We start from the raw sequence: 12,269 nt of genomic DNA on the forward strand, positions 1-12,269 counted from the left end.
AAGGGGCTGTCCAAGAAGTCTGTAAGCTGTTGATTTCCGTTCCAGGCTGCTCGCTTTCCGCGGGGCGTGCGGTGAGCCTCTTGGTGCAAGCACCGGCGGGAGTCTCACCTGTCACGCTAGTCCCGCAGGAGTCTCGCATCTTCCACTTCAATTAACTTTTCATTGAAGATTTTTCAAGCCAAAAAGGGGCTGCCTGAAGGTCAATTTTCGACTTTCTGGACAGCCCCCTCAGTTGTTTTATTCTACCGGCAATGGATCTTCACTGCGGTCATATGGTGCGGGTTCATTGTTCTTTTGGGCAAGGTCATAGCGCAGTCCGTCGAGGCTCTGTCTCACATTTCCTTTGCCTGAAAAATTCTCGATCAGCTCTTTTACATCTATTCCAGATGTGGCCTTAAGGGTTTCCTGAAGAGATGCCATCAGGTTGGTCGCATAGCCGGTTACTTTATTCGCTCCGCCGTTTTCACCACTGCCGCCGGTATCCACAACCGTAATTTTATCAATGTTGGACAGCGGGCTTGCGACTTCTTTCGCATACGCCGGCAGCATGTTCACGATCATATCGAGAATAGCTGCCTGGCCGAACATTTCAAAGGCTTCGGCGATTTTTTGCTTCGCTTCTGCTTCAGCCAGACCTTTCAAACGGATAACTTCTGCTTCTGTCTCCCCTTTTGCCCGCTCAGCCTCTGCTTTAGAAAGCCCTTCAAGACGTACTTTCTCAGCCTCCGCTGTCGCCATCGCTTCCACTCTATATTTATTGGCATCCGCCTCAGCGAGCTGTTTGCGCTTTTCCGCTTCTGCCGCTTGCTCCACTGCATAACGGTCCGCATCCGCTTTTTTCTTTACTTCAGAATCATACTGTTTCTCGCGTCTCGCAATCTCTTTTTCTTCTAATTCAATCTGCTTTTGGCGCTCAATGATCTTGATCTGCATCTGCTGTTCAGTAACTTCCTGTTTGGCGCGCGCTTCCTCCAAGTGGTATGCCTGGTCCGCTTTTGCTTTTGCGATGTCCTGTTCTCTGCGGAATTCTGCAATTTTCAGCTGATTTATCTTTTCTGCTTCTGCAACCTCTGTCGCACGCTCAAGCTCGGATTTTTGTGCTTCTTTATTCGCTTGTGCCCGTTTGATGCGTGTTTCTTTTTCAGCTTCTGCCGTTGCAATGTCAGCGTCTCGTTTCACCTGGGCAATCCTCGGTTTTCCGAGAGCCTCAAGGTATCCATTCTTATCCCTTACATCTTTAATCGTAAAGGATACAATCACAAGACCCATTTTCGCCAGATCCTGAGAAGCAATGCGCTGAACCTCCTGAGAAAATTTATCACGATTTTTATAGATTTCTTCCACGGTCATGGAACCGAGAATGGAACGGAGATGGCCTTCCAATACTTCTCTAGCTTCGAGCTCGCGGTCCTGCTTCGTTTTTCCAAGAAACTGTTCAGCTGCTGTTGCAATTTCCCCGATCGAACTGCCGATTTTAATGATAGCCGTTCCATCCGCTGTGACCGGAACCCCTTGCTCCGTATAAACTTCCGGTGTCTGAACTTCAAGCTTGCTTGAAAGCAGGCTCAGTGGCTCGGACTGCTGGAAGACCGGGAATACAAAGGTACCTCCCCCGCGAACGATCTTGATCTTGTTTCCTGATTCATCGATGTTCACGTTCTTGCTGCCAAGGAAACTTCCCGTTACGATCAGCGCCTCATCTGGCCCTGCGGTCTTATACTTTGTAATAAAAACAGAAATCAGGGCAACTACAACAAACAAAACAATTCCCGCAGCGATAAAAATAGGTGTCATTTCCATTCCTCCAATTCATTAGTTACAATAATGCGGTTTGTTCATAAGGCATAACATGAACGACGCCGCTTTTCACATCCACGATTAAAATCTTGGATCCTTGCCCGATCGGCTCATTATCCAGGCTGATCGCTGTCTTGGCAATATTTCCGCTGATCCCCTCAATAAAGACTTCTCCAAAACCATCGGACGGGATGGAAGTAATCACTTTACCGATTCTCCCCCGTAAATCCTCCTCAGCGTAATTGAGTGACGCTTCTGCGGAGGCAAGCGGGATCAGGACAAAAATGTTCAGCAAGGACACAAGGATTAAAGACGATCCTGCCGATATACCTAAGATGAACCAGCTGTTAACAGATGTTATTGTTTCCAATACATAGCCGCATGCACCCAGTATCGTAAAAAAAGAAAGTACAAGAGTCGGACTGAGAATGTGGGAAAAAACCTCAAATGCTCCATGGATGAGATCACTGACCAAAACATATAGAAAGGTGATGCATCCAAATACGATTAATCCGGTTAAATAGATGGTTTCCATCGGATACCCCATAATATCCATAACGCCTTCCCCCTTCTCTTAATGAGGTTTTAACCACCTAAGTATGTAATCAGCCATTCACCTTCCCCCTCTCCATATCTGGGAATATCGTAGCATAAATCGTTTGAAATAATTGGTAAAAATTGTCGAACTTCCACAAAGTTTCATGTTGTTCTAATTATAAAAACGGATAAAACATGAAAAAGTTTCATATTTTGGAAATTAAATTCAGATTATTTATTATTCATCTTACAAAAAGAAAAAAAGCCTCCTTAAAAGGAGACTTTCTGTTCTAGAGTACGTATGAAATTTTCCTGTTCATCTCTTGAATGAATGAAGCGTTCTTCCAGCAGCTCATGGAGCAGCGACTGCTTTTCATCTAAAGAGACTTCCCATTCTTTAATTCGCTCTCGGCATCGAAATAAAAACTGAGTGTAGGCCTCGTAATCCTCTGAATAAGCAGCCAGCAGCTCTTTTTTAATCCGTTTGGCAAGAATCGGACTTGCTCCTCCTGTTGAAACAGCCATGACCAGCTTTCCTCTTCTGGCTACCGCGGGAACCGAGAAATTTCCAAGTGCCGGCTGATCAACGACATTAACCAGCTGGTGGTTTCCTGCATTTTCGGCAATCTGCTGATTCACTTCAGGCTGATCGGTCGCTGCAAAAATGATAAATGCGTCCTTATAATCACTTGGTTCCACAGATTTCTTATCCCATTTCAGGAGATGTTCATGCTGCATTTTTTGGATCGCCGGAACAGCCTCAGGACTAACCACCTTTATTGCTGCTCCTGCCTCAAGCAATCCTAAAATCTTGCGATGGGCGACAGCTCCTCCGCCAATCACTACAGCAGGCTTACAATTAAGATTCAGCATGATCGGATACATGGCTACACAACCGCACTTTTCGTTTCTGCTTCTTCAATTCTTGTGAGGAGAACGTCTTGCAGAACAGGATGGTATCCGAGCGCCTCGCACAAAATAAAGTTTTGATCACTCTGTTTTTGCTGTTGTGCTATGGCTTTTTTCATCCCGCTGAGCAGGATGCCGGGAAAGAGAAGATAAGGAACAACGATGATCTGCTGATACCCCCAGCCTGAGAGCCTCAGCATCTCTTCAAAGCTAGGTTGGGCAGCCGTCAAAAAACACGTTTCAACCCGCGGCACCTCATAGTTCTTTTGTAAATTTGCAGCAATGGCATTGAGATCTCTTTTCACATCAGGGTCACTGCTTCCTCTTCCAACGAGAAGGATTACAGCGTTCTTATGATACGTATCAACAGACTCTGTAATCCGCTCCCATAATAAATGTGAGAGAGAATCGTGCACTCCGAAAGGTTTCCCGTACGATATCTCTACATTTGGATACCGTTCTTGCTGCAGCCTTATTTCCTCTGGAATATCCTTTTTTGCATGAGCTGCCGTTAATAAAAGAACCGGTATTGCGCAGATGGAGGCTGCTCCTTGACGGACACATGCTTCAATCCCTTTGGAAATATCAGGTGCTGACAGTTCCAGAAAACAAACTTCCTTAATGGGATAGTCGCTGGCTCCCATGCACCGTTTCGCAAATTCCAATGCTTTTTCCGTGCCTGCTTTTGTTCTGCTGCCGTGGCAGATGAGGAGTAATGCTTTCATTTACAACGCCTCACTTATAATAGAAGAATCCTTTTCTATTAGCGTCTTTTCAAACCAGCTGATCTTTTCGCGGAGTTTGACTACCTCTCCAATGATGATCATGCTTGGATTTTGAATCCCTTCATTTCGTGCTACTGTTTCAATCGTTTCAAGAGTGCCTGTAACCGTCCGCTGCTCCCCAAAGGTTCCCCATTGAATTAAAGCAGCTGGTGTTTCTTTGCTCTTCCCATATTTTACGAGACTTTCACAGATGTAAGGGAGGTTCTTAACACCCATATAGATTGCAAGTGTATCAATTCCTTTAGCAAGGCTTTCCCATCTCTGCTTCTCGTCCTCTCCTTCTTTCCGGTGGCCGGTGACAATAGCAAAGCTGCCTCCATAGTCTCTATGAGTAACTGGTATACCAGCATAAGCCGGTGCAGCAATTCCAGATGTAATACCTGGAACCACTTCAAATTCCACATGATTTTTAACTAGAGCTTCCGCTTCTTCACCGCCCCTGCCGAATACAAAAGGGTCACCACCCTTTAACCGGGTGACAACTTTTCCTTTTTTGGCATACTTCACTAAAAAATGATTGATCGTATCTTGCTGCATCGTATGAAGATTAGGGAGCTTCCCGCAATAGATCAAATCTGCACCTGGCTTTGCATAATCCAGCAGATCTTTATTAACAAGCCGGTCATAAAGAATAACATCAGCTTCCTTAATGCACCTTGCTCCTTTGATGGTGATTAATTCCGCATCCCCCGGTCCAGCACCCACTAAATACACTTTGCTCAATTTCATTCACCTGCCTCAGCTGTTTAGTATCGTTTCCCTTTCATAGATTTCAAAACTGTTGCTGTTATAGGCCACGATTATTCCTTCCTTTTGATCAGATTCTTGCTTTCAAGAAAAGAGATGACTTCGGCCGTGCATTCCTCAATCGTCGAGGCCTTCGTATCCACTGTAAATTCTGGAGATTCCGGCTCCTCGTATGGGGAATCGATCCCAGTGAATGCTTTGATCTCTCCCTTTCTTGCTTTTTGGTAAAGTCCTTTCGGATCTCGGTTTTCACATTCTTCGAGCGGACATTTTACGAAGATTTCAAGGAATTCATCACTGCCTAAGATCTGTCTCGCCTGATCCCGATCTTCCTTAAATGGTGAGATAAATGCCGTCAGCACAACGGTTCCGCTGTCTACAAACAGCTTGGATACTTCACCGATCCGGCGTATGTTTTCTTTCCGGTCCTCGTCTGAAAAGCCAAGATCATTATTTAAGCCGTGGCGTATGTTGTCGCCATCCAGCACATAGTTTTTCACCTGCCGCCGAAACAGTTCTTTAGCAACCTCATTGGCAAGAGTCGATTTTCCTGAACCCGATAGCCCTGTCAGCCATATTACGAAACTATGATGGGCATTTTGTGTTCTTCTGTCTTCCTTTGATACGGCCGCCTGGTGCCATGTAATGTTCTGTATTTGGCTCATCATGTTCCTCCTTATGCGGTTACTGTTTTTTCTTGCAGACCTTTGATCAGTACTTCTACGACTTCTTTGCGGCTGAAGGTGGCTGGCGGAAGCTCTCCATTTCTCAGCAGTTCCCTCACTTTAGTGCCTGACAAAATCACATGATCCTCTTTGCTGTGAGGACATGTTTTCGATGAAGCCATTCCTTCGCACTTTGTACAATAGAAGCTATGTTCAAAGAACATCAGTGTAATGCCTAGTTCTTCCGGAGTAAACCTGGAAAAGATTTTTTGTGCATCATACGTCCCATAATAATTACCCACACCTGCATGATCCCTTCCAACGATAAAGTGTGTGCATCCGAAGTTTTTGCGGACCATCGCATGAAAAATGGCTTCCCTCGGTCCTGCATATCTCATCGCTGCCGGAAATACGGCCAAGAATACCCGGTCTTGCGGATAATAGTTTTCAAGCAGGATTTCATAGCTTTCCATCCTCACATCAGCGGGAATATCATCGGATTTCGTTTCTCCAACAAGCGGGTTCAGGAACAGTCCATCTACGGTTTCAAGGGCTGTTTTTTGAATGTATTCGTGTGCTCGATGCACAGGATTTCTTGTCTGGAAACCTACAACTGTATTCCATCCCCTGTCTCTGAAGACTTGGCGGGTTTCAGCTGGATCCAGACGATATTCAGTAAACCTCTGTTTTTCAGGCCTCTTTACGAGAGTGATTGATCCTCCGACATAGTAAGAAGGGCGTTCCAGAAGTTTTTTAACCCCAGGGTGTGCAGTATCTGCCGTTTGGTAGACTTGCTCTGCTTCATGCTTAATGTCCGGGCGGTAAAGGTCTTCCACCTCGATGACTCCGTACGTTACACCCTCAAATACGAGCCTCGCCTGATCTCCTGCTGATAGCGTCCTGGCTTGTTTTTCATGAACTGGAAGGACGATTGGAATGCTCCAAACCGTTCCATCAGCAAGACGTAGAGAATCAACGACAGATTGATAGTCTTCTTCATTTAGAAAACCAGTAATTGGGCTGTAGGCTCCTACACCGATCAGTTCAAGATCACTTAAGGATGTAGCATCCAGTTCCACTTCCTTTTGAATGTGGTCTGTTGGCAGATTTGGTTCATAACGGTTTATCAGCTTTCCTCCATGCGGCAAAATTGATGTCATGTTAATTCCTCCTGTAATTTTACTTTATTATTCGTGAAGTCCACACTCTGTTTTCCCTTGCCCTGACCAGCGTCCTGAGCGGGAATCACCCGACCCGTCAGCCGGAAGCGTGCACGGCTCGCAGCCGATGCTCGGATACCCCTGATCGTGAAGCGGATTGTAGGGCAGATTCTGCTTGTAGGCGTATCTCCAAATTTCCTTCCACGTCCAATGGATCAGCGGACAGATTTTCACGGATTTAAAACGTTCATCCTTATTGATGTACTGAACATTGCTCCTCCCTGCCGACTGCTCCCTCCGGAGACCCGACAGCCATGCCGGTGCTCCGTTCAGTGTTTCCTCAAGAGGGACTACCTTTCGTATATAACAGCAGAGGTTCGGTTCTCTTTTCCATAACTCGCTGCCATGCTTTTCCGCCTGTTCCAACAAGGACAGCGAAGGCTTCTTCATCTCAATCTTCATTTCCGGATATCTTTTTTTCGCCTTTTCGATCACCTCGTACGTTTCCTTGAAGTGAAGGCCTGTATCCAGGAAAACGACTCTTGCATCTGGTTTGACCTTGGATACAAGATCCACCAGGACACTGCCTTCTATTCCGAAGCTGCACGCATAAACGAGTGCATCTCCATATTGCTCATACGCCCATTTCAGTACTTCGAGTGCCCCCTTCGTTTCACTGTCTTCCGGAAACGTAAACTCCTGTTCTTTCCATGTGTCAAACTTGAGCATGTTAACCACCCCTCCAATGAAAAAGGCAGCTTTAACCATAAGCAGCCATCCTGCTATGTTAAAACCGCCTCTAGTTTTCTAGTCAGCGAATATTTATTTAAAACGTACCTTTTCGTTTTTTTCCAGCTGAATCAGCTTTCCATCCTGAACAATTAACGTGATGGACCCATACTTGATACTGTTCAGCATTTCTTTTAACTGTTCAAAAATTTCATCCTGGCTTTTACCGTTTACCACATCAGAACCTCCTCGTTTAATATGTTTTGTTAGGTTTTTTTAGGAATTAAAATGGCAATAAAAAAACCTTTCCATTTCGGAAAGACTGACGAGGTAAACATATTACCTTATCTTCCAAAATGTAATAAACATTCTGCTGGAGTTAGCACCTTGCAAAAAAATGCAGGTTGCCGGGTTTCATCGGGCCAGTTCCCTTCACCGCTCTGGATAAGTTTTTTTATTTTTTTAAATAATAACACACATTTATGCTTTCGCAAACCCTATTATTCTTATCGGATTAAAAAATATTTATTGAAATATCCGAAAATTTTATTGACAGACTTTCATTCCATTGAATATAGTAGATACTAAATTCGAAAAGAGATACACTGCTGATCGGAAAAACCGAAGGCTCTTAACTTTACTGTTAAGGGCCTTTTATTTGTTAGGAGGAGTAAAATGAAAAAACTGATCATCCTGGCCCTGATTGGACTCGTTGCACAACTGATTGACGGGTCACTCGGAATGGCTTACGGACTGACTTCGACTTCCCTGCTGCTGGCCTTTGGAATCGCTCCGGCGGTTGCTTCGGCTTCGGTTCACTTTGCAGAGGTTGTTACGACAGCCGCCTCAGGTGCATCACACATCAGGTTCGGTAATGTTGACCGTAAAATTATCTTTCGTCTCATTATTCCGGGATCCATTGGGGCATTTACCGGTGCCTGCTTTTTATCCAATCTTCCTGGCGACGCAGTAAAACCGTATATTTCCTTTTTCCTGCTGTTCCTTGGTTTCTTTATTCTGTACCGATTTTTATTTAAAAAGAACACCAAGCCTGCTGATCATGAAAAAGCGTTCAGCCGCAAGCAGCTCATCCCGCTCGGACTTGTTGCTGGCTTCTTGGATGCCACCGGAGGAGGAGGCTGGGGACCGGTAGCCACACCTGTCCTGTTAGCCAAAAACGGCACAACAACAAGAAAGGTCATCGGTTCCGTGGATACGAGCGAATTTGCTGTTGCCGTTTCTGCTACACTCGGTTTCCTCATCTCTCTCGGATGGGAGCAGGTCAACTGGATGTGGGTTATCGCCCTCATGGCGGGAGGATTAATCGCAGCACCGATCGCAGCATGGCTCGTCCGCATTATCCCTTCGCATATTTTAGGTGTGGTTGTTGGAGGATTGATTATTGTAACGAACGCCCGGACGCTTTTGCAGTCCGCTGGAATCTCCGGTACAGCACTGCAATCGGTCTATACCGTGCTGGTCGTCGTTTGGCTGGCGGCAATTTTCTTCAGCATTAGAAAAAATAAAAAACATTCTTTCTCAGCTGGACCACAAACTGAAAGCACTAATCTCCACTGACACATCACAAACAATAATTTATACCAATAAAAGCTGACTCAAATGAGTCAGCTTTTATTGTATTCTTCTATTTCTTCACTTCAATAATGAACGGATAGGTGATCACTTTCCCATTGATCTTAAACTCCGCCCACAATTTATAAAGTCCAGGTTCCTCAAATTCCGTCTCAAATTTTGTATCTTCAGGAGTGGAAGGATGAACGTGGACATATTTTTCTCCTGTATGATCTAAGACCACAACATGGCCACGTGCTCCAAGATAAGGTTCAGGTTTTGCATCACCCATGCTAAATTGCAGCGTAACAGGCTGGCCAGCTTTAAATTCTTTTGGCGTCAATGATACCTTGTGTCCATCAATTGTTTTTGAAAAGGTGGTATCTGCCTTCAATTCTGGCTGGTGAGTATGATTTCCATGGCTTCCCGCTTCAATTTTCAACGGGGCAACGGCATAAGCTTTATTTTTGGGCTTGATGTCTACAAATGCTTTGTAGGTTCCAGGCTGCAGTCTGTGCTTTACTTCAAACGAGCCTTTACTGGTCTTTTGAGGATGAAGGTGATTGTATTGTTTTAAATCTTCGCTGACCAGAATGAAGTGCATCAGCTTTTCATGATTGACCTCCAGCTCATCGAAAGGCCTGCCTTTTTGATCTTTTAACTGAATCGAAATGACACCATCCTTGTAGCTGACGGATGGCTTAACTTCACTTTTGGCCAAATCACCAGAACTATGTCCATCATGTTCTCCATGTTTATTCCCATGGTCCATGCCAGGCATTTCTGAATGACCATCTTGATGGCCGGCCTGCTCCCTCTTCCCGTCCTTGCCTTCTAAAACGTCATAAACAGCATAGCCAGCCATGATCAGAATGAGGATACCAACAGCAGACAGCACCCAGTTGCGGATGTTTTTGCTTTTCATCAAAACTCACCTCTACAGTGTTTAATTTTTTGGAGCCTAAGCGCGTTCAATACAACGGATACCGAGCTGAATGCCATAGCAGCCCCTGCGAGCCACGGAGCCAAAAACCCGCTGGCAGCGATTGGGATGCCAAGTGCATTATAAGCAAACGCCCAAAAAAGATTTTGTTTAATGTTCCGTATCGTGCGCTTGCTCATAAAAATAGCGTCAGCAATACTGTTCAGATCACCGCGGATCAAGGTAATATCAGCTGCTTCCATCGCTATATCCGCTCCTGTTCCGATTGCCATCCCGATGTCAGCTGCAGCAAGTGCTGGTGCGTCATTTATACCGTCACCTACCATTGCTGTTTTTCTGCCTTTCTGCTGAAGTTTTTTCACTTCTTCAGCCTTTCCTTCTGGCAGCACTTCTGCAATAACCTGCTCGATGCCAGCCTGATCGGCAATCGCTTTTGCGGTCCTTGTGTTGTCTCCGGTAATCATCCATACATCAATGTTCATCGCATTTAAACGGCTGATGGCTTCCTTGGATGTTTCTTTTATCGTATCGGCCACAGCAACCATCCCGCTGTACTCTCCATCTATAGCTGCGAGCATCACCGTCTTGCCCTGCTCTTCCAGCTCTTCCATTTTTTCAAGAATAGCCTGCAGTGGTATATCATGATCATTCAACAGCTTTCTTGTACCTATAAGTACTCTTTTTCCATCGACCACAGCCTGGATACCGTGTCCGGGTATGGCTTCAAATCTGCTGGAGGAAAGAGGCATGAGGTCCCGTTCCGTCATTCCCTCAACAATTGCCTGGGCGAGAGGATGTTCTGAATTTTTCTCAGCGCTACCAGCAAGAACTAACAGCTCCTGCTCAGAAAGCCCTGAAGCAGGCAATATATCTGTTAAAACCGGTCTTCCGTTCGTGACTGTTCCTGTTTTATCTAAAATAATGGTATCGATCAGGTGTGTATTTTCTAGATGCTCCCCGCCTTTGAAAAGAATGCCGAACTCAGCTGAACGTCCCGATCCGGCCATGATCGATGTCGGGGTTGCCAGACCGAGCGCACATGGGCAGGCGATGACAAGAACGGCAATCAGTTTTTCAAGAGCTCCTGAAAAATCTCCGGGTACAAGCCAGAAAAACCAAATGAGAAAGGTTACAACAGCCAAACCGACGACAATCGGAACAAAAATCCCAGAAATTCTGTCTGCTAAGCGCTGAATCGGTGCTTTTGAGCCCTGTGCTTCTTCCACCACTTTAATGATTTGGGATAACACTGTATCTCTTCCAACCTTCGTTGCCTTGATTTTCAAAAAACCATTACGATTGATCGTTGCTCCAATGACCGTGTCTCCTGATGCTTTATCAACTGGGACACTTTCCCCTGTCAGCATGGATTCATCGACAGCAGAATAGCCTCCAACAACCTCTCCGTCAACCGGGATTTTTTCACCTGGTTTGACTGAAACAACATCTCCTGCTACAACTTCTTCCAATGGCAGTTCCAGCTCTTCTCCGTTACGGATTACAAGCGCTGTTTTTGCCTGAAGTCCCATCAGTTTTTTTATGGCCTCAGAAGATCTTCCTTTTGCCCTCGCTTCAAACAATTTACCGAGTAAAATCAAGGTGATGAGGACAGCCGAAGTCTCAAAGTAGAGTTCAGGCATGTTATTGCCATTGGCTGCTGCCTGTATGGTCAAATAAAGGCTGTAAAAATAAGCGGCGGATGTACCCAATGCAACGAGTACATCCATATTTGCACTTTTATTTTTCAATGCTTTATATGCACCTGTATAAAATTGTTTCCCTACAATCAATTGAACGGGCGTTGCCAAAGCGAGCTGAACCCATGGATTCATGAACATATCAGGCAGATAGATAAAGGAAGTGAACGAAAAATGGCTGGCCATGGCCCATAAAAGTGGCAAAGAAAGAATAAGTGAAAACAGGAACTTGCCGGTTTGGTTCTGAATTTCCTTTTCTCTGAGATCAGCAGCCTTATTTCCGTCTGTCTCTTTCAAACTTGCCCCATATCCAAGGTCTTCTACTTTTTTAATCATTTCAGAAACAGATATCTCAGAAGGCTGGTAACTGACCGTGGCTGTTTCCAGCGCTAAGTTCACATTCGCATCCAGTATGCCATTCAGTTTCTTTAACCCTTTTTCAATTCGAGCAGAACAAGCAGAACAGGTCATTCCGCTTATATTGAATTCCACTTTATCTCCCGCAATATCATAGCCGAGATCTTTGATTTTCTGTTGAAAATCTTTCGGCCCTGCTAATTCAGGATCATAAACCACTGTTGATTTTTCCAGAGCAAAATTCACGTTTGCATCAGAAACACCATCCATTTTTTTAAGGCCTTTTTCAATTCTCAATGCACAGGCAGCGCAAGTCATGCCAGAAATCGGGATACTCATTTCTTTTGATTTATCACTCATAAGAATACCCT

12 protein-coding genes and 1 riboswitch are annotated in these 12,269 nt (G+C 45.0%); of the genes, 1 reads left to right on the top strand and 11 read right to left on the bottom strand.

Going from position 1 to position 12,269, the window contains the following annotated elements; translation table 11 throughout:
• Positions 1 to 237 precede the first annotated feature (237 nt).
• The 9 genes from M1K46_RS00575 to M1K46_RS00615 form a co-directional block, all read right to left on the bottom strand.
• Entirely contained in the window at positions 238 to 1,800 is a 1,563-nt protein-coding gene (locus M1K46_RS00575; RefSeq protein WP_375162164.1) for a flotillin family protein, read from the bottom strand.
• Between the two features lie 16 nt (positions 1,801 to 1,816).
• Positions 1,817 to 2,353 carry an NfeD family protein gene (locus M1K46_RS00580; RefSeq protein WP_248253728.1) on the bottom strand — a complete coding sequence of 179 codons (537 nt, stop codon included), beginning with the start codon at positions 2,351 to 2,353 and terminating at the stop codon, positions 1,817 to 1,819.
• Between the two features lie 251 nt (positions 2,354 to 2,604).
• A complete protein-coding gene (locus M1K46_RS00585; protein WP_256224441.1) occupies positions 2,605 to 3,219 on the bottom strand; it encodes an NAD(P)-binding protein in 615 nt (204 codons plus the stop codon).
• Positions 3,220 to 3,221: 2 nt separating this feature from the next.
• A complete protein-coding gene (locus M1K46_RS00590; protein WP_256224442.1) occupies positions 3,222 to 3,968 on the bottom strand; it encodes a sirohydrochlorin chelatase in 747 nt (248 codons plus the stop codon).
• Entirely contained in the window at positions 3,969 to 4,751 is a 783-nt protein-coding gene (gene cobA / locus M1K46_RS00595; RefSeq protein WP_248253731.1) for a uroporphyrinogen-III C-methyltransferase, read from the bottom strand.
• Positions 4,752 to 4,828: 77 nt separating this feature from the next.
• On the bottom strand, positions 4,829 to 5,440 hold the full coding sequence (gene cysC / locus M1K46_RS00600) for an adenylyl-sulfate kinase (protein ID WP_256224443.1): 612 nt from the start codon (positions 5,438 to 5,440) through the stop codon (positions 4,829 to 4,831).
• 11 nt (positions 5,441 to 5,451) lie between these two features.
• Positions 5,452 to 6,600 carry a sulfate adenylyltransferase gene (gene sat, locus M1K46_RS00605; protein ID WP_053357198.1) on the bottom strand — a complete coding sequence of 383 codons (1,149 nt, stop codon included), beginning with the start codon at positions 6,598 to 6,600 and terminating at the stop codon, positions 5,452 to 5,454.
• A 27-nt stretch (positions 6,601 to 6,627) separates the two neighbouring features.
• The gene (locus M1K46_RS00610) at positions 6,628 to 7,329 is read right to left on the bottom strand and encodes a phosphoadenylyl-sulfate reductase (RefSeq protein ID WP_256224444.1); all 702 of its coding nucleotides are present in this window, start codon (positions 7,327 to 7,329) and stop codon (positions 6,628 to 6,630) included.
• Positions 7,330 to 7,422: 93 nt separating this feature from the next.
• Positions 7,423 to 7,539 (bottom strand): YezD family protein, encoded by a 117-nt coding sequence (locus M1K46_RS00615; RefSeq protein WP_369795823.1) that lies wholly within the window; start codon positions 7,537 to 7,539, stop codon positions 7,423 to 7,425.
• Between the two features lie 131 nt (positions 7,540 to 7,670).
• Positions 7,671 to 7,780: riboswitch (SAM riboswitch) on the bottom strand.
• Positions 7,781 to 8,004: 224 nt separating this feature from the next.
• Here M1K46_RS00615 and M1K46_RS00620 point away from each other — a divergent pair.
• Complete coding sequence (locus tag M1K46_RS00620) at positions 8,005 to 8,907, top strand: sulfite exporter TauE/SafE family protein (RefSeq protein WP_248253736.1); 903 nt, start codon at positions 8,005 to 8,007, stop codon at positions 8,905 to 8,907.
• A gap of 67 nt (positions 8,908 to 8,974) precedes the next feature.
• On the opposite strand, the gene M1K46_RS00625 is transcribed toward M1K46_RS00620, so the two are convergent.
• On the bottom strand, positions 8,975 to 9,826 hold the full coding sequence (locus tag M1K46_RS00625) for a hypothetical protein (protein WP_256224445.1): 852 nt from the start codon (positions 9,824 to 9,826) through the stop codon (positions 8,975 to 8,977).
• Positions 9,826 to 12,258, bottom strand: a complete 2,433-nt coding sequence (locus M1K46_RS00630) for a heavy metal translocating P-type ATPase (protein ID WP_256224446.1) — start codon at positions 12,256 to 12,258, stop codon at positions 9,826 to 9,828. Before M1K46_RS00630 ends, M1K46_RS00625 begins: the two co-directional genes overlap by 1 nt.
• Positions 12,259 to 12,269: the final 11 nt, after the last annotated feature.

The organism is Fictibacillus sp. WQ 8-8, from assembly GCF_024494405.1.
GTDB classification, from domain to species: Bacteria; Bacillota; Bacilli; order Bacillales; family Fictibacillaceae; genus Fictibacillus_C; species Fictibacillus_C marinisediminis.

Bases quoted from the DNA above. Each gene is read 5' to 3' on its own strand.
- M1K46_RS00575 (WP_375162164.1), bottom strand. From the start codon at position 1,800: ATGGAAATGACACCTATTTTTATCGCTGCGGGAATTGTTTTGTTTGTT.
- M1K46_RS00620 (WP_248253736.1), top strand. From the start codon at position 8,005: ATGAAAAAACTGATCATCCTGGCCCTGATTGGACTCGTTGCACAACTG.
- sat (WP_053357198.1), bottom strand. From the start codon at position 6,600: ATGACATCAATTTTGCCGCATGGAGGAAAGCTGATAAACCGTTATGAA.
- M1K46_RS00625 (WP_256224445.1), bottom strand. From the start codon at position 9,826: ATGAAAAGCAAAAACATCCGCAACTGGGTGCTGTCTGCTGTTGGTATC.
- M1K46_RS00590 (WP_256224442.1), bottom strand. From the start codon at position 3,968: ATGAAAGCATTACTCCTCATCTGCCACGGCAGCAGAACAAAAGCAGGC.
- M1K46_RS00610 (WP_256224444.1), bottom strand. From the start codon at position 7,329: ATGCTCAAGTTTGACACATGGAAAGAACAGGAGTTTACGTTTCCGGAA.
- M1K46_RS00585 (WP_256224441.1), bottom strand. From the start codon at position 3,219: ATGTATCCGATCATGCTGAATCTTAATTGTAAGCCTGCTGTAGTGATT.
- cysC (WP_256224443.1), bottom strand. From the start codon at position 5,440: ATGAGCCAAATACAGAACATTACATGGCACCAGGCGGCCGTATCAAAG.
- M1K46_RS00630 (WP_256224446.1), bottom strand. From the start codon at position 12,258: ATGAGTGATAAATCAAAAGAAATGAGTATCCCGATTTCTGGCATGACT.
- M1K46_RS00580 (WP_248253728.1), bottom strand. From the start codon at position 2,353: ATGGATATTATGGGGTATCCGATGGAAACCATCTATTTAACCGGATTA.